22 protein-coding genes, 1 pseudogene and 1 other annotated feature are annotated in these 22,389 nt (G+C 47.1%); of the genes and pseudogenes, 10 read left to right on the top strand and 13 right to left on the bottom strand.

The window, feature by feature from the left end; all coding sequences use genetic code 11:
* Positions 1-102: 102 nt before the first annotated feature.
* The 4 genes and pseudogenes from IB214_RS09430 to IB214_RS09415 all read right to left on the bottom strand — a co-directional run bounded on the left by IB214_RS09430 (position 103) and on the right by IB214_RS09415 (position 3,528).
* Positions 103-1,464, bottom strand: coding sequence for an APC family permease (locus IB214_RS09430; RefSeq protein WP_162604171.1), 1,362 nt, complete (start codon positions 1,462-1,464; stop codon positions 103-105).
* Entirely contained in the window at positions 1,454-1,516 is a 63-nt protein-coding gene (gene yoeI, locus IB214_RS09425) for a membrane protein YoeI (protein WP_101706264.1), read from the bottom strand. Before yoeI ends, IB214_RS09430 begins: the two co-directional genes overlap by 11 nt.
* A gap of 212 nt (positions 1,517-1,728) precedes the next feature.
* A pseudogene (locus IB214_RS09420) lies at positions 1,729-2,662 on the bottom strand (LysR family transcriptional regulator).
* Positions 2,663-2,703: 41 nt separating this feature from the next.
* Positions 2,704-3,528, bottom strand: a complete 825-nt coding sequence (locus IB214_RS09415; RefSeq protein WP_117343303.1) for an SDR family oxidoreductase — start codon at positions 3,526-3,528, stop codon at positions 2,704-2,706.
* Positions 3,529-3,703: 175 nt separating this feature from the next.
* Here IB214_RS09415 and hisL point away from each other — a divergent pair, with 175 nt between their 5' ends.
* The 9 genes from hisL (at position 3,704) to hisIE (ending at position 11,058) form a co-directional block, all read left to right on the top strand.
* Positions 3,704-3,751, top strand: coding sequence for a his operon leader peptide (hisL, locus tag IB214_RS09410; RefSeq protein ID WP_100250077.1), 48 nt, complete (start codon positions 3,704-3,706; stop codon positions 3,749-3,751).
* Positions 3,727-3,849, top strand: a sequence feature (His leader region). It overlaps the preceding gene by 25 nt.
* A 47-nt stretch (positions 3,850-3,896) precedes the next feature.
* Positions 3,897-4,796, top strand: a complete 900-nt coding sequence (gene hisG / locus IB214_RS09405; protein WP_096756624.1) for an ATP phosphoribosyltransferase — start codon at positions 3,897-3,899, stop codon at positions 4,794-4,796.
* Positions 4,797-4,923: 127 nt separating this feature from the next.
* Positions 4,924-6,228, top strand: a complete 1,305-nt coding sequence (hisD, locus tag IB214_RS09400; protein ID WP_117343302.1) for a histidinol dehydrogenase — start codon at positions 4,924-4,926, stop codon at positions 6,226-6,228.
* Positions 6,225-7,304 (top strand): histidinol-phosphate transaminase, encoded by a 1,080-nt coding sequence (gene hisC / locus IB214_RS09395; protein WP_117343301.1) that lies wholly within the window; start codon positions 6,225-6,227, stop codon positions 7,302-7,304. The genes hisD and hisC overlap by 4 nt, the downstream gene beginning before the upstream one ends.
* Complete coding sequence (gene hisB / locus IB214_RS09390; RefSeq protein WP_096756621.1) at positions 7,301-8,368, top strand: bifunctional histidinol-phosphatase/imidazoleglycerol-phosphate dehydratase HisB; 1,068 nt, start codon at positions 7,301-7,303, stop codon at positions 8,366-8,368. Before hisC ends, hisB begins: the two co-directional genes overlap by 4 nt.
* Complete coding sequence (gene hisH, locus IB214_RS09385; RefSeq protein WP_117343300.1) at positions 8,368-8,958, top strand: imidazole glycerol phosphate synthase subunit HisH; 591 nt, start codon at positions 8,368-8,370, stop codon at positions 8,956-8,958. Before hisB ends, hisH begins: the two co-directional genes overlap by 1 nt.
* Positions 8,958-9,695, top strand: coding sequence for a 1-(5-phosphoribosyl)-5-[(5-phosphoribosylamino)methylideneamino]imidazole-4-carboxamide isomerase (gene hisA / locus IB214_RS09380; protein ID WP_117343299.1), 738 nt, complete (start codon positions 8,958-8,960; stop codon positions 9,693-9,695). The genes hisH and hisA overlap by 1 nt, the downstream gene beginning before the upstream one ends.
* Positions 9,677-10,453: an imidazole glycerol phosphate synthase subunit HisF gene (hisF, locus tag IB214_RS09375; RefSeq protein ID WP_117343298.1), complete on the top strand. Its 777-nt coding sequence runs from the start codon at positions 9,677-9,679 to the stop codon at positions 10,451-10,453. The genes hisA and hisF overlap by 19 nt, the downstream gene beginning before the upstream one ends.
* The gene (gene hisIE, locus IB214_RS09370) at positions 10,447-11,058 is read left to right on the top strand and encodes a bifunctional phosphoribosyl-AMP cyclohydrolase/phosphoribosyl-ATP diphosphatase HisIE (protein ID WP_117343297.1); all 612 of its coding nucleotides are present in this window, start codon (positions 10,447-10,449) and stop codon (positions 11,056-11,058) included. The genes hisF and hisIE overlap by 7 nt, the downstream gene beginning before the upstream one ends.
* A gap of 64 nt (positions 11,059-11,122) precedes the next feature.
* Here the strand turns inward: hisIE and wzzB are convergent, their stop codons facing one another.
* The gene (gene wzzB / locus IB214_RS09365) at positions 11,123-12,106 is read right to left on the bottom strand and encodes an LPS O-antigen chain length determinant protein WzzB (protein ID WP_117343296.1); all 984 of its coding nucleotides are present in this window, start codon (positions 12,104-12,106) and stop codon (positions 11,123-11,125) included.
* Between the two features lie 350 nt (positions 12,107-12,456).
* Here wzzB and IB214_RS09360 point away from each other — a divergent pair, with 350 nt between their 5' ends.
* The gene (locus IB214_RS09360; protein WP_117343295.1) at positions 12,457-13,461 is read left to right on the top strand and encodes an NAD-dependent epimerase; all 1,005 of its coding nucleotides are present in this window, start codon (positions 12,457-12,459) and stop codon (positions 13,459-13,461) included.
* 62 nt (positions 13,462-13,523) lie between these two features.
* Here the strand turns inward: IB214_RS09360 and ugd are convergent, their stop codons facing one another.
* From ugd to IB214_RS09320, 8 genes are all read right to left on the bottom strand, one after another.
* Positions 13,524-14,690 (bottom strand): UDP-glucose 6-dehydrogenase, encoded by a 1,167-nt coding sequence (gene ugd / locus IB214_RS09355; protein ID WP_117343294.1) that lies wholly within the window; start codon positions 14,688-14,690, stop codon positions 13,524-13,526.
* Positions 14,691-14,896: 206 nt separating this feature from the next.
* Positions 14,897-16,303, bottom strand: a complete 1,407-nt coding sequence (gndA, locus tag IB214_RS09350) for an NADP-dependent phosphogluconate dehydrogenase (protein WP_117343293.1) — start codon at positions 16,301-16,303, stop codon at positions 14,897-14,899.
* Between the two features lie 173 nt (positions 16,304-16,476).
* A complete protein-coding gene (pssE, locus tag IB214_RS09345; protein WP_223240378.1) occupies positions 16,477-16,893 on the bottom strand; it encodes a PssE/Cps14G family polysaccharide biosynthesis glycosyltransferase in 417 nt (138 codons plus the stop codon).
* Positions 16,890-17,378 carry a PssD/Cps14F family polysaccharide biosynthesis glycosyltransferase gene (gene pssD / locus IB214_RS09340; RefSeq protein ID WP_223240377.1) on the bottom strand — a complete coding sequence of 163 codons (489 nt, stop codon included), beginning with the start codon at positions 17,376-17,378 and terminating at the stop codon, positions 16,890-16,892. Before pssD ends, pssE begins: the two co-directional genes overlap by 4 nt.
* Positions 17,362-18,417, bottom strand: coding sequence for a glycosyltransferase family 4 protein (locus tag IB214_RS09335; protein WP_117343292.1), 1,056 nt, complete (start codon positions 18,415-18,417; stop codon positions 17,362-17,364). The genes pssD and IB214_RS09335 overlap by 17 nt, the downstream gene beginning before the upstream one ends.
* Complete coding sequence (locus IB214_RS09330; protein WP_117343291.1) at positions 18,414-19,910, bottom strand: hypothetical protein; 1,497 nt, start codon at positions 19,908-19,910, stop codon at positions 18,414-18,416. Before IB214_RS09330 ends, IB214_RS09335 begins: the two co-directional genes overlap by 4 nt.
* A 2-nt stretch (positions 19,911-19,912) precedes the next feature.
* Entirely contained in the window at positions 19,913-21,058 is a 1,146-nt protein-coding gene (locus IB214_RS09325; protein ID WP_117343290.1) for a hypothetical protein, read from the bottom strand.
* A gap of 23 nt (positions 21,059-21,081) precedes the next feature.
* On the bottom strand, positions 21,082-22,317 hold the full coding sequence (locus IB214_RS09320; protein WP_117343289.1) for a WzyE family oligosaccharide polymerase: 1,236 nt from the start codon (positions 22,315-22,317) through the stop codon (positions 21,082-21,084).
* Positions 22,318-22,389 lie beyond the last annotated feature (72 nt).

Genomic DNA, 22,389 nt, shown 5'->3' with positions numbered 1-22,389 from the left:
GTAGAGAAACTAACACGCAGGTATAAAAAAACCGGAGAACATGTCTCCGGTTAGGCAATTTGCCGGATGGTGGCGCAAGGCCCCCAGTCCGGCAAACATCAATTACTGCGCGATATCTTCGTACTGTGGAACCGGATTGCGGAAGCTTTTGGTCACGCAAGCCAGGTAAACCAGACCAATACCCGCCCAGATCAGACCCAGAACCATCGAGCTTTCTTCCAGGTTAACCCACAGTGCGCCGACGGTCAGAGCACCACACACCGGCATGACCAGGTAGTTGAAGTGGTCTTTCAGCGTCTTATTGCGTTTTTCGCGGATCCAGAACTGTGAAATCACAGACAGGTTCACGAAGGTAAACGCCACCAGCGCACCGAAGTTGATCAGCGCCGTCGCCGTCACCAGGTCAAATTTGATTGCCAGCAGCGCAATCGCACCCACCAGCAGCACGTTCCATGCAGGAGTACGCCATTTCGGGTGAATATAACCGAAGAAACGGGTCGGGAATACGCCATCGCGCCCCATCACGTACATCAGACGAGAAACGCCCGCATGTGCCGCCATACCGGATGCCAGTACGGTGACGCTGGAGAACACCAGCACGCCCCACTGGAAGGTTTTACCCGCAACGTACAGCATGATTTCCGGCTGTGACGCGTCCGGATCTTTAAAGCGAGAGATATCAGGGAAGTACAGTTGCAGGAAGTAGGAGGCACCAATAAAGATCAGGCCACCAATCAGCGCGGTCAGGAAGATAGCCTTCGGAATAACGCGCTCTGCGTCTTTGGTTTCTTCTGACAGCGAAGAGATGCCGTCAAAACCAAGGAACGAGAAGCACAGGATAGTTGCACCGGTAATCATCGGCACCACGTGCGCGCCTTCAGACCAGAACGGACGGGTGCTGGTCAGCGTGCCTGCGCCTTCGCCGTGCATAATGCCGTAAATGATCAGGCCAACAATCACTGCCACAATACCCATCTGCAAAATAACAATCAGGGTATTGAAGTTCGCGACGGCCTTGATGCTGCGCAGATTCGAGATGGTCATAAAGCCCACCAGCGCGACAACAAAGATCCACGACGGTACCGACGGCACCAGCGCTTCAAAGTAGATTTTAGCCAACAGGATGTTGATCATCGGCATGAACAGATAGTCCAGCAGCGATGACCAGCCCACCATAAAGCCTACGGTCGGGCTAATGGATTTCTGAGCATAGGTGTACGCAGAGCCAGCAGACGGGAAACGGCGAACCAGTTTACCGTAGCTCAACGCAGTAAAGAGAATGGCAACCAACGCAAAAGCATAAGCCGTCGCGACATGACCATCGGTCAAGCCCGAAACGATACCAAATGTATCGAACAGCGTCATCGGCTGCATATAGGCAAGGCCCATCATGACAACCGGAACCAACGTAAGCGTTTTACGTAATTCCACGCGAGAGGTGTTTGGAGTAACGTTATGCGACATGGTCATTCCCCTTTACGGTGAATACCGTCGCGTAAGCAAAAAATTGCCCCATTTTTACGAATTCCTCAGCGACAACAACTGTCGGTTTTTAGTAAGTATCTATCCGGTACGAAGCCCGGCCTCTTTTATGAATGATTGGTTTGATGCAAAAAAATAACCGACGCGTATTAAAACGTCGGCTAATGTCATTTTTTGCAAGCGGCGTATTTTGCACTAAATTGGAGAGAAATAACAAGAGAATGAGATAGCCAAAAATAAATATTTTTATCTAACCGCCTGATTTATCGACACTCGATTTTACATAAACGCCTGCGATAGCACTATTTGCTAAAATCTGATCTCGCCACCAGGCGCTGGCTAATCCTGACGTCTGTTCATTCCAGCCAATCCACACCGGTTCAAACATAATTTGTGCGACCACTTTCTTCTCTATCAGGGCGCCGCTGTCCAAAAAACGTTGTGCCAGATAGCGCGGTAAATACCCGCATCCCAGCCCACTGATCTGCAGTTCCAGCTTGGTTTTAAAGTCAAAAACGGTGATTGCATCCTGATCGTCAAGCAGTTGAGAACCCGACAAGCTCGCCAGGTGAGGACTGTCCCCCACCACAATGGCACGGAAACGTTTAATGGTACGCCGTTGCAGTGGTTCGTCTTCCTGCGCCAGCGGATGATGCGGTGCGATCACAAACACCTGTTCGAGGTCACCTAAACGCGCAAAACCAAAGTTACTCGCGGAAGGCGGTTCATGCATCGCCCCGACGATAATATCGGCCCGCCCTTGGGTGAGCGCCTCCCAGGAACCGCCCAGTACACCGTTGATAAATTTAAGCCGCGTGACGCTGTGGTGCTGGTAGAAGGATTCGATAAGCGGGGCCAGCAGTGAAAAAGGAAAGGTGTCATCCACGCCAATAACCAGCTGGTTCTCCCAACCTTCGTGCAGTTTGATGGCCTGTTTTTCGAGTTCGCGGACGGTATGCAGTACCTCCCGCCCCTTTTCCAGCAGCATCTGCCCGGTGCGGGTAAACGTCGCCCGATGCCCGCTGCGATCCAACAATTGAATATTCAGATCGCTTTCCAGCTTATGGACGGTATAACTCAGCGCGGACGGCGTCTTAAACAATTTTGCCGACGCCGCCGCGAAACTTCCCTCTTTATCTAACGCGTCGAGGATGATCAGAACGTCCAGCAGTGGTTTCATACTCGCCCCCTGGCGGTATATGACGGCACGCTGCTGGTCTGTCACTCCATCGGCATCACCAGCGGGTCGGGATACTGGTACTCAAACCCAAGTTCATTGCAAATTCGGTTGCCGTCAATGACTTTACCTTTACCGTTATCCACACCGTCCCGAAATTCCGGCGGTTCCAGCCCCAGCAAACGCGCCATCTGGGGATAGAACACATTACGCGCCGGATGCATAGGCGCACATATATTATAGATGTGTCCTCCTTTCGGTGCCTGGAGCAGCAGGGTGATTGCAGACACGACATCATCCAGATGCACCAGATTGACGCCATGCTGTCCATCCGGTGCCGTTTTACCGGCGAAAAAACGCCCTGGGTGTCTGCCCGGTCCAACCAATCCGGCGAGGCGCACAATGTCTACCGAGGTCCCCGGCAGGTTATGCAACCAGTCCTCAAGTTCTTTCAGCACACGACCGCTTGCCGTCACCGGATTGCGCGGCGAGCCTTCCTTCACGGCTCCCTGTACGTCACCATACACCGACGTCGAGCTGGTAAAAATAATCCGTGGAATACGGTATGCCAGCGCACTGTCGACCAGCTCCTGCATCGCCTGCAGATAAAAATCTTCACCCGGACCGCTACGGCGGGCGGGCAGCGTGATGACCAGCGCATCGACATCCATCAGCGCATCGAGATCGTCTGACGCGCACACCAGCTCAGGTTCAAGGCGCAGCGAGTAGCTTTCGATACCGCTCATGCGGGCCGCTTCCACCCCATCCAGCGTGGTTTTGCTGCCGGTGACCTGCCAGCCTCGCGCCGCCAGCGACATGGCTAACGGCATTCCTAACCAACCTAACCCGACAATTGCGACCTTTTTCATGCCTTCTCTCCTGACTTGTGGCCTGTTACCCAAGGCTACGCCAGCCCACGGTGACTGACAATTCATAGTATCAATATGAAATGAATTAATGATCAAAAAAAGCCCTTGCTTTCGGTGACTAAAGTGGTTTAGGTTAAAAGACATCAAATGAATAAACATTCATCGAGAAAATTTTATGACACGCGCTCAATTTAAACACCATCATCACCATCATCCTGACTAGTCTTTCAGGCGATGTGTGCTGGGAGACATTTAACTCTTCCAGTGGTGCATGAGCGCATGAGAAAGCCCCCGGAAGAATTCTTCCGGGGGCTTTTTTTTTGGTGCGTGACCCAGACCGATTCAGACAGGATAACGAGGACAAGAGAATGTTAGACAATACCCGTTTACGCATAGCTATGCAGAAATCAGGCCGCTTAAGCGATGATTCACGCGAATTACTGGCCCGCTGTGGCATTAAAATTAATCTTCACACCCAGCGCCTGATTGCGATGGCAGAGAACATGCCGATTGATATTCTCCGCGTGCGTGATGACGATATTCCGGGTCTGGTGATGGACGGCGTGGTTGACCTCGGCATCATTGGTGAAAACGTTTTAGAAGAAGAGTTGCTCAACCGCCGGGCGCAGGGCGAAGATCCGCGCTACTTTACGCTGCGTCGTCTCGACTTCGGTGGCTGTCGCCTCTCGTTAGCCACCCCGGCTGACGAAGCCTGGGACGGCCCGGCTTCGCTGAACGGTAAACGTGTTGCCACTTCCTACCCGCACCTGCTGAAACGTTATCTCGATCAGAAAGGCGTCACGTTTAAATCCTGCCTGCTAAACGGCTCAGTAGAAGTTGCCCCGCGTGCGGGCCTGGCCGATGCGATTTGCGATCTGGTCTCAACCGGCGCCACGCTGGAAGCCAACGGCCTGCGTGAAGTCGAAGTGATTTACCGCTCCAAAGCCTGCCTGATCCAGCGCGACGGCGAGATGGCGGAAGCCAAGCAGCAGCTGATCGATAAATTGCTGACCCGTATTCAGGGCGTGATCCAGGCCCGCGAATCCAAGTACATCATGATGCACGCCCCAACCGAACGTCTGGACGAGGTCATCGCCCTGCTGCCAGGCGCAGAGCGTCCAACTATTCTGCCACTGGCAGGCGATCAGCAGCGCGTAGCAATGCACATGGTCAGCAGCGAAACCCTGTTCTGGGAAACCATGGAAAAACTGAAAGCGCTCGGTGCCAGTTCGATTCTGGTGCTGCCAATTGAGAAGATGATGGAGTGATCTGATGCCTGATGGCGCTTCGCTTATCAGGCCTACAAGAATTGTCACAATCATTGATATTACGGGTCTTGTAGGCCGGATAAGGCAGCACCGCCATCCGGCAACACCCGATAATGGAGTAACGACCATGAGCTTCAATACCCTGATTGACTGGAATACCTGCAGCACAGAGCAGCAACGCGAATTGCTGATGCGCCCGGCAATCTCTGCCTCGGACAGCATCACCCGTACCGTCAGCGACATTCTGGATAACGTCAAATCACGCGGTGATGCGGCGCTGCGCGAATACAGCGCCAAATTTGATAAAACCACCGTCAGCGCGCTGAAAGTCAGTGCCGAAGAGATTTCTGCCGCCAGCGCGCGTCTGAGTGAGGACCTCAAGCAGGCGATGGCGGTCGCGGTGAAAAATATTGAAACGTTTCACAACGCGCAAAAACTGCCCGCGGTAGATATTGAAACGCAGCCCGGCGTGCGCTGCCAGCAGGTGACCCGTCCGGTCAGCTCCGTCGGTTTGTATATTCCGGGGGGATCGGCCCCACTCTTCTCAACGGTATTGATGCTTGCCACCCCGGCCCGTATTGCTGGTTGCCAACGCGTGGTGCTGTGCTCGCCACCGCCTATCGCCGACGAAATTTTGTATGCGGCGCAGCTGTGCGGTGTGCAAGAAGTGTTTAACGTCGGTGGCGCCCAGGCAATTGCCGCTCTGGCCTTCGGTAGCGAATCGGTACCCAAAGTCGACAAAATTTTTGGCCCGGGTAATGCCTGGGTAACGGAGGCCAAGCGCCAGGTAAGCCAGCGTCTGGACGGTGCGGCCATTGATATGCCGGCCGGACCTTCCGAAGTACTGGTGATTGCCGACAGCGGCGCGACCCCGGATTTCGTCGCCTCCGATCTGCTCTCGCAGGCCGAGCACGGCCCGGACTCTCAGGTGATCCTGCTGACGCCAGATGCCGGGATAGCCCGCCGCGTGGCTGACGCCGTTGAACGCCAGCTTGCTGAACTACCACGCTCGGAAACAGCGCGTCAGGCGCTGAGCGCCAGCCGTCTGATTGTGACCCGGGATCTGGCGCAGTGCATCGCCATTTCTAACCAGTACGGCCCAGAGCACCTGATCATTCAGACCCGTAACGCCCGTGAACTGGTCGATGACATCACCAGCGCCGGCTCCGTGTTTCTCGGTGACTGGTCACCGGAATCCGCCGGTGATTATGCCTCAGGGACAAACCACGTGCTACCGACCTACGGTTACACCGCGACCTGTTCAAGCCTCGGGCTGGCAGACTTCCAAAAGCGGATGACCGTCCAGGAACTGTCGCCACAAGGTTTCTCAGCCCTCGCCTCAACCATCGAAACGCTGGCCGCCGCGGAGCGACTGACCGCCCACAAAAATGCCGTCACCCTGCGTGTTAACGCCCTCAAGGAGCAAGCATGAGCACTGACAACATTCTTAGCGTCACCGATTTAGCCCGTAAAAATGTCCGCGAACTGACGCCCTATCAGTCTGCCCGTCGTCTGGGCGGTAATGGCGACGTCTGGCTGAATGCCAACGAGTTCCCGACGGCCGTTGAGTTTCAGCTCAGCCAGCAGACGCTTAACCGTTACCCGGAATGTCAGCCAAAAGCGGTGATTGAGAATTACGCACAGTACGCGGGCGTTAAACCGGAGCAGGTGTTGGTTAGCCGAGGGGCAGATGAAGGTATCGAACTGTTGGTCCGCGCGTTTTGTGAACCCGGCCAGGATGCCATTCTTTACTGCCCGCCGACCTACGGCATGTACAGCGTCAGCGCTGAGACCATCGGCGTGGAATGCCGCACCGTGCCTACGCTTGCCGACTGGCAGCTCGATCTCCAGGGCATTGCCGACAAGCTTGATGGCGTGAAGGTGGTTTACGTTTGCAGCCCTAACAATCCGACCGGCCAGTTGATTAACCCACAAGATCTACGCTCGCTGCTTGAAATGACCCAAGGTAAAGCCATTGTGGTCGCCGATGAAGCGTACATTGAGTTCTGTCCGCAGGCGACGCTGGCCGGCTGGTTAACGGAATATCCACACCTGGTGGTTCTGCGTACCCTTTCCAAGGCGTTTGCGCTGGCAGGGTTGCGCTGCGGATTTACGCTGGCCAATGAAGAGGTGATTAACCTGCTGTTGAAAGTGATCGCCCCCTACCCGCTGTCGACGCCGGTAGCCGATATCGCCGCCCAGGCGCTGACATCACAAGGCATTGCCGCCATGCGTGAACGCGTAGCGCAGATCCTACAAGAGCGTCAGTACCTGGTGGATACCCTAAACACTATCCCCTGCGTGGAGCAGGTTTTCACCTCTGAAACCAACTATATTCTGGCCCGCTTTACCGCTTCCAGTTCTGTGTTTAAATCTTTGTGGGATCAGGGCATTATCTTACGAGACCAGAACAAACAACCTTCATTAAGCGGCTGCCTGCGGATCACCGTCGGCACCCGTGAAGAAAGCCAGCGCGTCATTGACGCTTTACGTGCGGAGCAAGTATGAGCCAGAAGTATCTTTTTATTGACCGTGATGGAACCCTGATTTCAGAACCGCCAAGTGACTTTCAGGTTGATCGCTTTGACAAACTGGCCTTTGAGCCGGAGGTTGTCCCTGCCCTGCTCAAGCTGCAAAAAGCCGGTTATAAACTGGTGATGATCACCAACCAGGATGGACTGGGAACGCAAAGCTTCCCGCAGGCTGAGTTTGACGGGCCGCATAACCTGATGATGCAGATTTTCACCTCGCAGGGCGTGGTGTTTGATGAGGTGCTGATCTGCCCGCACCTGCCAGCAGACGAATGCGACTGCCGTAAACCAAAAGTGAAGCTGGTCGAACAGTATCTGGCTGAACAGGCGCTGGATACCGCGAATAGCTACGTGATTGGCGACCGCGCAACCGACATTCAGCTGGCTGAAAACATGGGAATCGGCGGGTTACGCTACCACCGTGACACCCTGAACTGGTCGATGATTAGCGAACAGCTGACCAAACGCGACCGCTACGCCCACGTTGAGCGTAATACCAAAGAAACGCAGATTGACGTCAAAGTGTGGCTGGACCGCGAGGGCCGCAGCAAAATTAATACCGGCGTCGGCTTCTTTGACCACATGCTGGATCAAATCTCGACCCACGGCGGTTTTCGCATGGAAATCACCGTCAAGGGCGACTTGTATATTGACGATCACCACACCGTAGAAGATACCGGTCTGGCGCTGGGCGAAGCGTTAAAACTGGCGTTGGGTGACAAGCGTGGCATCAACCGCTTCGGGTTTGTGCTGCCAATGGACGAATGCCTGGCCCGCTGCGCGCTGGATATCTCCGGACGTCCGCACCTGGAATACCGGGCTGAATTCACCTATCAGCGCGTTGGCGATCTGAGCACCGAGATGATCGAGCACTTTTTCCGTTCGCTCTCTTACACCATGGGCGTGACGCTGCACCTGAAGACCAAGGGCAAAAACGATCACCACCGTGTGGAAAGCCTGTTCAAGGCCTTTGGCCGCACGCTGCGCCAGGCGATTCGCGTTGAGGGCGATACCCTTCCCTCCTCAAAAGGAGTGCTGTGATGAACGTGGTGATCCTCGACACCGGCTGCGCCAACCTCAACTCAGTGAAATCTGCCGTGGCGCGTCACGGTTATGACCCCATCGTCAGCCGCGACGCCGATGTGGTACTGCGCGCTGATAAGCTTTTTCTGCCCGGCGTCGGGACCGCGCAGGCGGCGATGGATCAGCTACGTGAACGCGAACTGATTGAGCTGATCAAAGCCTGTACCCAACCGGTTCTGGGGATTTGTTTAGGCATGCAACTGCTCGGTCGGCGTAGTGCAGAGAGCAATGGCGTCGATATGCTGGGTATTATTGAGCAAGACGTACCTAAGATGACCGACTTTGGTCTGCCACTGCCGCATATGGGCTGGAACCGGGTGTATCCGCAGGCGGGAAATCGACTGTTCCGCGGCATTGACGATGGCGCGTATTTTTATTTTGTTCACAGCTACGCAATGCCGGTCAATCCCTCGACCATTGCCCAGTGCCATTACGGTGAACCGTTCACTGCAGCGGTACAAAAAGATAATTTCTTCGGCGTACAGTTTCACCCTGAGCGCTCGGGTGCCGCTGGGGCGCTGTTGCTGAAAAATTTTCTGGAGATGTGATGATTATTCCGGCATTAGATTTAATCGATGGCACAGTTGTGCGTCTCCACCAAGGCGATTACGCCACCCAGCGTGATTACGGCAACGATCCCCTGCCGCGCTTGCAGGATTACGCCGCACAAGGTGCACAGGTTCTGCACCTGGTAGATTTAACCGGCGCGAAAGATCCGCTCAAGCGTCAGATCCCGCTGATTAAAACGCTGGTCGCCGGTGTCAACGTACCGGTGCAGGTTGGCGGCGGTGTGCGCACAGAAGAGGATGTTGCGGCCCTGCTGGCAGCCGGTGTGGCGCGCGTGGTGGTTGGCTCGACGGCGGTAAAATCACCTGAAGTCGTCAAAGGCTGGTTCGAGCGTTTCGGTGCAGATGCACTGGTGCTGGCGCTGGATGTGCGTATTGACGAACAAGGTAACAAGCAGGTCGCGGTCAGCGGCTGGCAGGAAGACTCCGGCGTTTCGCTGGAAGAACTGGTGGAAACCTACCTGCCCGTTGGCCTGAAGCATGTGCTGTGCACCGATATCTCCCGCGACGGCACGCTGGCAGGCTCTAACGTATCGCTTTATGAAGAAGTCTGCGCTAAATATCCGCAGGTGGCCTTTCAGTCATCCGGTGGTATTGGTGATATCGACGACGTTGCCGCCCTGCGCGGAACCGGCGTGCGCGGCGTGATCGTCGGACGCGCGCTGCTGGAAGGAAAATTCACCGTTGAGGAGGCCATTCAATGCTGGCAAAACGCATAATTCCGTGTCTGGACGTTCGCGATGGTCAGGTAGTGAAAGGCGTCCAGTTTCGTAATCACGAGGTCATCGGTGACATCGTCCCGTTGGCGAAACGCTATGCCGACGAGGGCGCAGATGAGCTGGTGTTCTACGATATCACCGCCTCCAGCGATGGACGTGTAGTCGATAAGAGCTGGGTATCGCGCGTAGCAGAAGTGATCGACATCCCGTTCTGCGTGGCGGGCGGGATTAAGTCAGTGGACGATGCTGCGAAAATACTGACTTTCGGCGCTGATAAAATTTCTGTCAACTCCCCTGCGCTGGCAGACCCTCAGCTCATCACTCGCCTTGCCGAACGCTTTGGCGTGCAGTGCATCGTGGTTGGGATCGATACCTGGCATGACGCCGAAACCGGGAAGTATCACGTTAATCAATACACTGGCGATGAAAGCCGAACCCGCGTCACCCAGTGGGAAACCCTCGACTGGGTTAAAGAGGTGCAAAAACTCGGCGCAGGTGAAATCGTCCTCAATATGATGAACCAGGACGGCGTGCGTAACGGCTACGATCTCAAGCAGCTGAAAAAAGTACGTGAAGTATGCCACGTTCCGCTGATCGCCTCCGGCGGCGCAGGAACCATGGAACACTTCCTTGCTGCCTTCCGGGATACGGATGTCGATGGCGCGCTCGCCGCTTCAGTGTTCCACAAGCAGATTATTAATATTGGTGAATTAAAAACGTACCTGGCAACGCAGGGCGTGGAGATCAGGATATGTTAACGAAGCAACAATGCCGCGAACTGGACTGGGAAAAAACCGACGGACTGATGCCGGTTGTCGTACAGCATGCGGTCTCCGGCGAAGTATTGATGCTGGGTTATATGAACCTTGAAGCACTGGACAAAACGCTTGAAAGCGGCAAAGTGACCTTTTTCTCGCGCACCAAACAGCGCCTGTGGACCAAGGGCGAAACCTCCGGCAACTTCCTCAATGTGGTCAGCATTACGACCGATTGCGATAACGACACGTTGCTGGTGCTGGTGAACCCGATTGGGCCCACCTGCCATAAAGGGACCAGCAGCTGTTTTGGCGAGGCCAGCCACCAGTGGCTGTTCCTGTATCAGCTTGAACAGCTACTTGCTGAGCGTAAAACGGCGGACCCGGAGAGTTCCTATACGGCTAAACTGTATGCCAGCGGCACCAAACGCATCGCCCAGAAAGTCGGTGAAGAAGGCGTGGAGACCGCGCTGGCCGCAACGGTACATGACCGTTTCGAACTGACCAATGAGGCATCCGATCTGATGTATCACCTGCTGGTACTGCTGCAGGATCAGGATCTCGATCTGACCACGGTAATAGAGAATTTGCGTCAGCGGCATCAGTAAACTTCGGGCGTAAAAAAACCGGGCGATACCCGGTTTTTTGTTTTTAGCTCTGCGTCATACTGACTTACTGCGCTTTTGCTTTGTAGCCCCGTAACGCATTTCGCCCCAGTACCACGCCCGCGCCAATCATTCCCCCGAGCAGTACCGCCAGTACCAGCGTAATGGCTTTCTTCGGGCTGTCACGACGGATCGGTAAGGTCGGTTTCATTACATAGCGGTAAGCGTTTAACCCAGTACCGTCAAGCTTCAGTGCCTCAATATCCAACAGGTTTTTCCTGGCCTGGAAGTAGCTATCAGAGAAGGTCAACGGGCGAGTCGCTTCGTGCTCAATCATTGATTTCAGAGCATCGCTACCCAACAGCAGCATGCTGTCCTGAGTCACATCCTGAGTTTGCTGAATTTGTGGCCTGGTCACACCTGCTTGTTCAGCGTAGCGCAAGGCTTCCTGAATCTGCTTAATACGCAGATTTTTTTGCTCTTGCGCAATCACTTCTTGAGTTCTCAACGAGTCTTTCAGCGCCGTTGTCCGCAGCTTGATGTTATCAACCAAGTCAGTTTCCAGTTCTTTGGCAACCTTGTCATCAATTTGTTGGATATATTCAGAAAGTTGACGCTGCGCACCTTCAGGAGAATCACTCACATAGGAGACCGCCAGCGGCAACAGTTGCCCCTTAACTGACTGCTCAATAGTCAGTTTTTCTGGTTCTTCCTGATTATCAAGCGTTTCAGCCAACGCAGAAAACGCGGTGCTAAAACGTCCAATAACATTGGCCTGTAACTCAGTCACTTTTGGCGCGCTGCTGCCATACAATACGTTCAATGCATTATTGTAAGTGGCTATTTGCGCGATATCAGGCTGGGTAACAATTGCAGTAGAAGTCCATTTCTCTTTTGCCACTGCCAGATAACCCACCGCAAGGAGGATGGCAACAACAACACAGACAACAATCGTCATTTTGCCGCGCCACAACTGCATCACTAAATCAATTAAATCAATCTGTTCCGGATCGTTACTGCGCCCCGATACGTTGTTATCACCGACAGACATAATTACCCTAAATGAGGAAAGACTTAACGCCAATAGTTTAGCCATAAATTCAGGTAATGCCATAGGATTACTGATAAAAAATACAGATTATTTAAGTGATATTGATTGGTATTTTAATCACTACTTAAAAAGTTAAGCTGGCAATCATCGCAGTCAACAATGAAAATCTGACTGGCGCGCCTATTCATGCCATCCTATCAATTCACGTTGTGAATAAAAATGACGTAACCAGTAAAACCGAACAGGGTGATAACAGATAACGATTATCTTTTTTATCGTCAAACGGTATGATTCTCCCTTTCTGGCGCCTGATGGCGCCTGGCAACAATAAAGCCAGACAGAGGTACAACATGAAATACCTGGTTACGGGTGCCGCCGGTTTTATCGGCTTCCACGTTAGCAAACGCCTGCTGGACGCTGGCCACCAGGTGGTCGGTATGGATAATCTCAACGATTACTACGATGTCAACCTTAAGCAGGCGCGCCTGGCGTTGCTGGTACACCCCGGATTCCATTTTCATAAGCTTGATTTAGCTGACCGGGAAAGCATGGCGGCACTCTTCGCGGACGAGCGCTTTGATCGCGTAATCCATCTCGCCGCACAGGCGGGCGTTCGATACTCAATCGACAATCCACATGCTTACGCAGACTCCAATCTGACCGGCTTTTTGAACGTACTGGAGGGGTGTCGACATAACCAAATCCAACACCTGCTCTATGCATCCTCCAGCTCGGTGTACGGCCTGAACCGCAAGATGCCGTTTGCCACAGATGATTCCGTTGATCACCCTGTGTCCTTATATGCGGCAACCAAAAAAGCCAACGAGCTGATGGCGCATACCTACTCTCATTTATATGGCCTGCCGACCACGGGATTGCGTTTCTTCACCGTGTACGGCCCGTGGGGTCGCCCGGATATGGCGCTATTTAAGTTCACCAAAGCGATGCTGGAAGGGAAAAGCATCGACGTCTATAACTTTGGTAAAATGAAGCGTGATTTTACCTATATTGATGATATCGCCGAGGCGATTGTTCGCCTGCAGGACATTATTCCGCTGACCGACGCACAATGGACCGTTGAAACCGGCACTCCAGCTACCAGTATTGCTCCCTATCGCGTCTACAATATTGGCAATAGTGCCCCGGTCGAGTTGATGGATTACATCAAAGCACTGGAAGAAGCGCTAGGTATTGAAGCCACTAAAAATATGCTGCCACTGCAACCCGGAGACGTGCTGGAAACCAGCGCAGATACTCAAGCACTATACGATGTGATTGGTTTTAAACCCGAAACAACCGTTAAAGATGGTGTAAAAAACTTTGTGGACTGGTATCGCGATTTCTACGCGGTTTAAACTCTTTCGTTCTGAAATATAAAAGAGGCCTTTTAAAGGACCTCTTTTATTCGCGAGATGGCTTAGTCATTACCAAACAGATCGCGGGTGTACACCTTATCGGCGACATCACTTAGTTCCGGCGTCATACGGTTAGAAATGATAATGTCCGCTTCATTTTTAAAGGCGTCTAAATCACGTACCACGCGCGAATGGAAGAATTCATCCTCTTTCATTACCGGTTCAAAAATAATCACCGGTACACCTTTGGCTTTAATTCGCTTCATGATGCCCTGAATGGACGACGCCCGGAAGTTATCAGAACCACTTTTCATGATTAAGCGATAAACCCCCACCACCTTTGGTTTGCGTGCAAGGATCGAGTCGGCAATAAAGTCTTTACGCGTGCGGTTGGCATCCACAATGGCGGAGATAAGGTTATTGGGAACCGACTGGTAGTTCGCCAGCAACTGTTTGGTGTCTTTCGGCAGGCAATAGCCACCATAACCAAATGAGGGGTTGTTATAGTGATTACCAATACGCGGATCCAGACAGACACCTTCGATAATTTGTCGTGCATCTAAACCTAAGCTTTCAGCGTAACTGTCAAGCTCGTTGAAATACGCCACCCGCATAGCGAGATAGGTATTAGCAAACAGTTTAATCGCTTCAGCTTCGGTAGAGTCGGTAAATAAAGTGGGGATATCTTGCTTGATGGCACCTTCCTGCAACAATGCCGCAAATCGCTCTGCACGCTCAGAACGCTCACCAACCACAATGCGTGACGGGTGGAGATTGTCATAAAGCGCCTTACCTTCACGCAGAAACTCCGGTGAGAAAATAATATTCTCCGTGCCCAAACATTCTTTAATCGACTGGGTAAAACCTACCGGGATGGTTGATTTTATGATCATCACCGCCTGCGGATTTATTTCCAGTACATCTCGGATGACTGACTCCACGCTGGACGTATTGAAGTAGTTGGTTTTAGGATCGTAGTCGGTTGGCGTGGCAATAATGACGTAGTCAGCATTGCGGTAAGCCTCTTGCTTGTCGGTGGTTGCGCGGAAGTTAAGATCTTTTGTGGCCAAATACTCTTCAATTTCTTTATCAGCAATCGGTGACTGTTTCTGATTCAGCATGTCTACTTTGGATTGCACAATATCCAGTGCGACCACTTCGTGACTTTGGGCAATCAGAATACCGTTCGACAGCCCCACATAACCTGTACCTGAAATCGTTATTTTCATTAGCTTTGACTTCTTTTGGTTAAACATTAAAGAGTGAACAATTCACCATCGTTAGACCCAACGTTGTCGTATCGGATCAGCGTAAGTGCATTATATCGCGATTTAGCGCAGCTACGCCTATCAGACCTGACCGAATGCCGTTTTTTACCCATAAAAAAGCCCGGAGGAGCGCTCCGGGCCGGCATTTGCGGTGGGACTAAATCAGATTAATCCAGCCATTCCGTATGGAACACGCCTTCTTTATCTGTGCGCTTATAGGTGTGCGCACCGAAGTAGTCACGTTGTGCCTGGATCAGGTTAGCGGGCAGTACTTCTGCACGGTAGCTGTCGTAATAGGCAACCGCTGCGGAGAAGGTCGGAACCGGAATACCGTTCTGTACGGCATAGGCCACCACATCACGCAGCGCCTGCTGATATTCATCAGCGATGTTCTTGAAGTACGGATCCAGCAGCAGGTTAGCGATACCGGCATTTTTAGCGTAAGCATCGGTGATCTTCTGCAGGAACTGCGCACGAATGATGCAGCCGGCACGGAAGATCTTGGCAATCTCACCGTAGTTCAGATCCCAGTTGTGCTCGTCAGATGCGGCACGCAGTTGCGAGAAGCCCTGCGCATAGGAGACGATCTTGCCCAAGTACAGAGCGCGACGAACTTTCTCAACGAACTCAGCTTTATCACCCGCCAGTTGGGCCTTTGGACCCGTCAGGACTTTAGAAGCGGCAACTCGCTGCTCTTTCAGAGAAGAGATATAGCGTGCGAATACGGATTCAGTAATCAGCGACAGCGGCTCGCCTAGATCCAGAGAACTCTGGCTGGTCCACTTACCGGTACCTTTGTTAGCGGCTTCATCCAGAATGACGTCAACCAGGTATTTACCTTCTTCATCTTTTTTGGTGAAGATGTCTTTGGTAATGTCGATCAGGTAGCTGCTCAGCTCACCGTTGTTCCACTCGGTGAAAGTGCTTGCCAGCTCTTCGTTAGACAGGTTTAAACCACCTTTCAGCAGAGAATAGGCTTCAGCAATCAGCTGCATATCGCCGTATTCAATACCGTTGTGAACCATCTTGACATAGTGACCCGCACCGTCCGCACCGATGTATGTTACGCACGGCTCGCCGTCTTCTGCAACAGCAGCGATCTTAGTCAGAATCGGCGCAACCAGTTCGTAGGCTTCTTTCTGGCCGCCAGGCATGATAGAAGGCCCTTTCAGCGCCCCTTCTTCGCCACCAGAAACACCGGTACCGATAAAGTTAAAGCCTTCCGCGGACAGTTCACGGTTACGACGGATAGTGTCCTGGAAGAAGGTGTTACCGCCATCAATAATGATGTCGCCTTTATCCATGTACGGCTTCAGGGAGTCGATGGCTGCATCAGTGCCAGCGCCCGCCTTCACCATTAACAGGATACGACGCGGAGTTTCAAGAGACTCGACGAACTCTTTCACCGTGTAATGAGGAACCAGTTTCTTACCCGGGTTCTCGGCAACAACTTCTTCAGTTTTTTCGCGGGAGCGGTTAAAGATGGAGACGGTATAACCGCGGCTTTCGATGTTGAGCGCCAGGTTGCGCCCCATCACTGCCATACCGACGACGCCGATCTGTTGCTTGGACATTACATACTCCTGTCAGGTGTGGTCACCGCGACTTATGCGCGGCTCTTATCTAGCGGATAGATTAACTTAGGATGCTTTTCAAGTGTAGTGAAAATATCTAATTTATACTAAAGCATATTAGCATATTTAATTCAAATAAGACTGAACAACAAAATCAACAATTTCATCATATTTTAGGAAATTATTTTTTTATATTTCGATGGTGTAAAATCCCGCATTGAACCTATTACAAAGGGGAGATTTTCATAATCCCAACAAACCATAAGATAATTATTAGCCTCCATATATTCCGCCAAATCTTTTTGATGTTTATCTATTCTCTCTAAGTTCGGAATAGCTATGACTTTCTTTGCCATCTCGAGAAGAGTATAGATTGTACCTGCCCCAGCATGGGTTATAACCACATCAGCCTCATTATAGTAATCATAAATATTTTCTGTATACGCGAAAAACTCCCCGCTGACAGGAATATATTTACCATCAGCTATCTGAAAGGTAACGTCATAGTCATTTTCTTTTGAGAAAAAAATATCGACCTTTTCTATCATTTTATCAAATGATGTTGTACCAACTGTCACAAATATTTTCATAACCTACCTGAAAAAATAGCCTTCGGATACAATTGCAATAACGATTCGTTTTGCACATAGAATTTTGAAGCCAATAAATACATTATTCGCCCTGAAAGAGAAGAAGACGTAAATCGTGACCACGTCTCAATATGAATTATTTTTGCTCCCAAAATCCTTCCAGCAAGCGCAGTTGATATAGCTATTCCTGGCCCCGTAGTAATAATAACTCTGATATTGTATTTTTGGATTAACCGATATGATTCGATAAATATTGATAATGGGCCAAGGTTGGTAAACATACCTAACCATTTATGTTTATTCCTAAACTCTCCCGTTACAACATGAGAAAAAGACCAACTAGCTTTTTTCGAAGAATCTGATAATGTTATAGCATTAAAACCTTCAAGTTTATTTAATAAATTAGGAGCCAATCTCGCCATCTGTGCTGTATGCCCCCCCTCCCCATAAACAAAGAGAATAAATTTATCATCTAAACACATCATTCAACCGTCCTTTCAAGCTTTCACTACCATAGAACTCATTGACTATTAGGCTATTTTTTTGCATTATCTTTCTCATTTCAATTTCATCCTTAGAATTAAATGAAATAATTTCATCACGAATAGATGAGGTGTCAATATTTTTGAGAAATGAAAAGACTAATCCTTTATCGCTAAATTCACGAAAAGCCGGAATGTCAGAAAGAATACAATAAACACCTGTAGACATCGCTTCAAGAGGTACTAAACCTAAGCTTTCACTGTCCGATGGGTAAATTAATATATCTATATTTTTAAACCAATGGGCTAACTGATTATGGGATAACGGTCCATTAAATTCTATTTTTGCTTTAGAATTCTTAGCCAAGGCATAAAGATATTGTTCTTCTTCACCATCCCCAACAATTGACAAATGAATATTATTAAAAATTGCTACAGCAGAGATAATGAGATCGACATTTTTTGATTTTACTAACCTGCCCGCATAGCCAATACGTAAGTTACTTGTTCGGGGAACTTCCTTTTCTGAATAAGAAAAACATTGTTTAACCCCTCCTGAAGGATATATGACTACATCAGAAGATGATAAATTATATTTTTCTCTTAAAAATCCCGCATAATGTTCTGACGGACAAACGATGGTAACGCTTATAGCTAATATCCTTTTTGTTAGAAACTCTTTTATTTTGTGAAAATAGGCATTTCTACCTGTTAATAACTTAACATCGCCGCCATGAACATGACTGACAACTCTAATTTTTCGACATAGTGCTTTTGCAAATAAAAGAGGTAAAGACGTATGTGATACATAATGACAATAGGCATAATCATACCTATGAAAAATCAAATGATAAAGTACGTTTATATAAAAAAAGAAATAACTTAATATCTTTTCAGTTTTATTATTGCCTTTACGGGTTCTTACGCATTTTTCGATCCGATAACCATTGGATTCTAAATCGTTTACTATATTGGCAACAAATATACCAAATTCAGGATTATCTGGCGATGGGTACATATTACTAATCAATAAAATTTTCACATTCCTTCCTTAGTATAATTTTTATGTTTAGGGTGGTAATTTGTCACTACTCTCCCCCAAAAATTTTTTAAAGGAATTAAAATTGGTTTTGTTTTAGGACTATAAGCCCCTTCAGATTTTAATTCTCTGTAGAATGGGTCATGATTCGTCCATGTCTTATAAAAAACACTATAATTCAATATTTCCTTGGCTTTTTTGCTGATAAAATAATTAAATATATTTCTTGATGCAAAGACAGGGAATACACTTTTGAAACATGAATTCATCACTACCGCACCAGTTGTAATATACCTTAACCCTCTTCCATAAAGGAATTCATAATAAGTAACTTTTTGTAAGTCATCAAGGCTTGAATACTCTTTCGACTTGTCACAAAAATCCTTGTAAACGAAAGCGAACTGCTCATCATTAAGTTTTCTATACCTTTTACGCAATAATTTTTCGGGAGTCATTAACAATGGAGTTAACGATGGGAAAAATTTAAAAAACTCCCCTAATCTACCTCCAAATGTCATATAAACACCTCTTTGCAAGACATCCCCCAAATATCCATCGAGAGCTATGGGATATGGGCGTGATATATTTTTAACATATCTATAATTGCTAAAAAACTGAGGATTATAAGCTTTAACACTACCATCAAAAAGTATGTGACATATTTTGTTATCAAATTCACTTACTTTGTTCATTACGAATGAAAAAGATTTATATTCGATTCCTGAATAATTTGCAAGTTTATTGCCATTAATAACATCAGCTGAAGTTTCAGGCCCCCATGTATAACCAAATTGAGGTTTTGAAACACTAAGGATAAATCTGGAATCAAATCCTGCAGATAAAGCAATAGATTGTAGATTGCTTGGCGTCGTGGATAATAATTTGAGCGCTTCAGTAGTTACATCGATTTCCGCTGAACACGACGAAATTTGATAACCATTATTTATAAGATTACTTACTCCATTCTTATATTTTATTATATCACCAGGATTGAACCGGTAAACACCTCGAAACATTGTATACTTCCCAAATAAATGCCCTTGGCTATTAAGAATATTTCTGAGATTTTCATCGATATCTTGATGAAAAGAATGAAGAGATGGTGAAATTTTTAATTCTCCACCTTGAAAAGAATAGTAATGTGGCGACAGTGAAAAAGGATCCGAAAAAATAGTCACTTCATTATTTTTTAAATAAATACATACAAAAACACCGGATAGAAGCTTATTGCTAACTTTTTCAATACAACCATGAACATCAAGTTCACTCTTAAGCCAATGCAAATTATTACGTTCATATTTTTCATTTATAAACCAACCTGCCAAATAGATCTTACTGTCGTCCGTTTCTATTACAGGTTCAGAATACCAGTCTATACAATCATAATAAATACCAACTCTATTTCCGATTATATCAAAGAACAATTTCTGCTTATTTTCACTTAACAAGCTTTCCAATTCTTCGGCTAAATCAACATTCATAGCAAGAAATGACATAATTAAACCTCGTTTAGTACTTTTTTCATAATTAGATATCTTGATAAATATGACACAGAAACCATCAAGCATAATAAGAACATTGGTATTACAGCACTATTTATATTTATGTACTGCAATATAAAAAACGTAGCCAAAAATATTAAAAAAGAAACAAGATTAAGCATCAAAGATAATTTTTCCTTGCCAACTAAATTAATCATAGTGGTTTCCAAAATTGAATACTGCCCCAGGAATATAAATAGTGCTATACTGAAACCGATGAAAATTACAGACAATAATGATACGTCTTTTGCAGCAAAGGCCCCATAAGCAATCATAATGATGATACCAAACAACATAATCGCTGACACTTGCCTTTTAAATTCATTAGACTTTGCAGCGTATTTAACTTTATCATGCTGAATATATGTCTGAAAATCCCTTATACTCATATTAAGTATAGCCCGAGGAAATACTGTTATAATCCCAGCAGTTGTTACCATTAGTGTAATTACTTTCGTAATGTCGGAACCAGCTAAAATTAAACTAATAATGGGAAGGAAGTATAATATTCCTGATGATATAAGATTAGAATGACCTATTAAAAATGCTTCCTTAGCGTTAATATTATGTTTTTTATCTTTGAAGAATAGTAATACGACCAATAAACTTTGTATTATATACAGGGAACCTAACACAGTCAGAATATCTAACTTTCTATAAAAAATGAATATAAGTGGTGGCAAAATAAAAATTAGTTCATTAATAGCACCGACAAGAAAATTCTTTTTAACAATGATCATATATCTTAAAATTTGATTCATTGTTAGACCGATAGATAGTAAAGCCACACCTAAGAAACTCAGTTGAATTACATTACCAAAACTAAGAAGAATGATAACACCCGAAAACAAACTAATTACTACGGCCCATAAACTTGCTTTTATAAAACCAACAATCCCTAATTCGGCACCATATTTTAACATTTCCGTTCCAACGCCTACTCCACCGACCATAGATAAAATTATGGCATACGAATAAGCCGAAGAAAACAGACCAAAATAATGTGTGGTAGTGACATGTGCTATTATATAAAATAAAACAACTCGGTTAGCACCAGGCAACGTAGTAAATGCTAAAGCAGATAATTTAGTTATGATAGCCATAACTCTATTTTTATTAAAAAAAATCATTTCTTAATTGCCAATAAATTTAAAACTTTACGCAAAATAAAATATATCACCATCAAAATACCGAATTTAATAAGTATATAGCAATATACTTCGAACCCATCGCGGACCCAAAAAAATAAATATCCAATGCTGCTTAGCAATATCAATTTTCCATATTGACTTTTAACAGAGAATAGACACCTATCAAAGAAGAATAAAACCAAACCACTGAATACCCCTCCTAACCAATAGAACCATGAGCCAAACATTATTAAGCAACTGCCCAAAAAAGTAGGAGACATAGTTAAATTTGTTTCTAATCCAAGAATTTCTGCCGTATAAAAATATCCATTATTAAATACATTGATCGGCTTGTGTTCCCATAAAAAACGAGGAATTACAATTGAAAACTCATTAAAAAATGTCGCAAAATATTGTATTTCAAATTGCTGTCGTACCAATGCAGTATTTATATTAATAACAGCATGTATTGGGGAAAAAGACTCAAAGGTAAAAAGAAGTACCTGCCCACCTCCATTCATCAAGAAACTTATTGCGTCGGTTATACTATTCGCGTATCTATACAATTCTAATAATATTAATGCAAGAACACCCGTGACTGATATTACCAGTAGTTGTTTTTTACTAATGTGTTTATAATATATCGCTAAAAATACAAGCGAAAATACCCCAGCGGCAAGCACATTCCTTGAACCGCCAATAACTATATAATATATGGTTCCGAAGCACCCCCCTAAAATAACGCTAGTGATAAAAGTAGTTCTAGTAGGTTTGGATATATAATATAGTATTAACGCCGGGATATATGCATACATTAATATAATTGAAAGGCCGCCTCCAGTATTAGCTTCTAATCTATCATTATATGAAAGCCCAAAGGCAATCCCATTACTATATATATACATAATTACGCCACAAAAATATAGAAACAGCAAAGTTAAGTAGCCTTTTCCTTCTTTCAGATTACTTAAATCAGCTTTTTTTATTTTATTCGTTAACGATAATACTCTATATGTATATATTGTTGAAAGAAGCAACAAGCAAGATTGCGCATAAGCCAACCACTCATCATTATTTAAATTTATTTCAAAAATGCCATCTTTGTTCAGAAAATAAAAAAAATGACAAACAGTATAAAAGGCTATAAAAAATACGTAATATATTCCATAACGTATTTTATCTCCATTAATAAAAGCCATGATTAATAAAAAACAAAAAATCAGTGTGAGCATTATTAGTTATTCTCTGACGTTATTTTGATATTTATATTAATAAGAATTTAACGGTAAATATTTTATTGGTAA

Origin of the sequence: Citrobacter sp. C1 (genome assembly GCF_014596895.2) — a bacterium.
Classification (GTDB): Bacteria; Pseudomonadota; Gammaproteobacteria; order Enterobacterales; family Enterobacteriaceae; genus Citrobacter; species Citrobacter gillenii.
The sequence above is the reverse complement of the archived record's forward strand: the minus strand, read 5'-3'. Positions and strand labels throughout refer to the sequence as shown.

Coding starts and splice junctions, on each gene's coding strand:
- IB214_RS09330 (WP_117343291.1), bottom strand. CDS start 19,910: ATGTCATTTCTTGCTATGAATGTTGATTTAGCCGAAGAATTGGAAAGC.
- IB214_RS09320 (WP_117343289.1), bottom strand. CDS start 22,317: ATGCTCACACTGATTTTTTGTTTTTTATTAATCATGGCTTTTATTAAT.
- hisC (WP_117343301.1), top strand. CDS start 6,225: ATGAGCACTGACAACATTCTTAGCGTCACCGATTTAGCCCGTAAAAAT.
- IB214_RS09415 (WP_117343303.1), bottom strand. CDS start 3,528: ATGAAAAAGGTCGCAATTGTCGGGTTAGGTTGGTTAGGAATGCCGTTA.
- wzzB (WP_117343296.1), bottom strand. CDS start 12,106: ATGTCTGTCGGTGATAACAACGTATCGGGGCGCAGTAACGATCCGGAA.
- hisH (WP_117343300.1), top strand. CDS start 8,368: ATGAACGTGGTGATCCTCGACACCGGCTGCGCCAACCTCAACTCAGTG.
- ugd (WP_117343294.1), bottom strand. CDS start 14,690: ATGAAAATAACGATTTCAGGTACAGGTTATGTGGGGCTGTCGAACGGT.
- hisF (WP_117343298.1), top strand. CDS start 9,677: ATGCTGGCAAAACGCATAATTCCGTGTCTGGACGTTCGCGATGGTCAG.
- IB214_RS09325 (WP_117343290.1), bottom strand. CDS start 21,058: ATGGCTATCATAACTAAATTATCTGCTTTAGCATTTACTACGTTGCCT.
- hisG (WP_096756624.1), top strand. CDS start 3,897: ATGTTAGACAATACCCGTTTACGCATAGCTATGCAGAAATCAGGCCGC.
- hisA (WP_117343299.1), top strand. CDS start 8,958: ATGATTATTCCGGCATTAGATTTAATCGATGGCACAGTTGTGCGTCTC.
- hisIE (WP_117343297.1), top strand. CDS start 10,447: ATGTTAACGAAGCAACAATGCCGCGAACTGGACTGGGAAAAAACCGAC.
- gndA (WP_117343293.1), bottom strand. CDS start 16,303: ATGTCCAAGCAACAGATCGGCGTCGTCGGTATGGCAGTGATGGGGCGC.
- hisD (WP_117343302.1), top strand. CDS start 4,924: ATGAGCTTCAATACCCTGATTGACTGGAATACCTGCAGCACAGAGCAG.
- pssE (WP_223240378.1), bottom strand. CDS start 16,893: ATGAAAATATTTGTGACAGTTGGTACAACATCATTTGATAAAATGATA.
- IB214_RS09360 (WP_117343295.1), top strand. CDS start 12,457: ATGAAATACCTGGTTACGGGTGCCGCCGGTTTTATCGGCTTCCACGTT.
- pssD (WP_223240377.1), bottom strand. CDS start 17,378: ATGATGTGTTTAGATGATAAATTTATTCTCTTTGTTTATGGGGAGGGG.
- hisB (WP_096756621.1), top strand. CDS start 7,301: ATGAGCCAGAAGTATCTTTTTATTGACCGTGATGGAACCCTGATTTCA.
- IB214_RS09430 (WP_162604171.1), bottom strand. CDS start 1,464: ATGTCGCATAACGTTACTCCAAACACCTCTCGCGTGGAATTACGTAAA.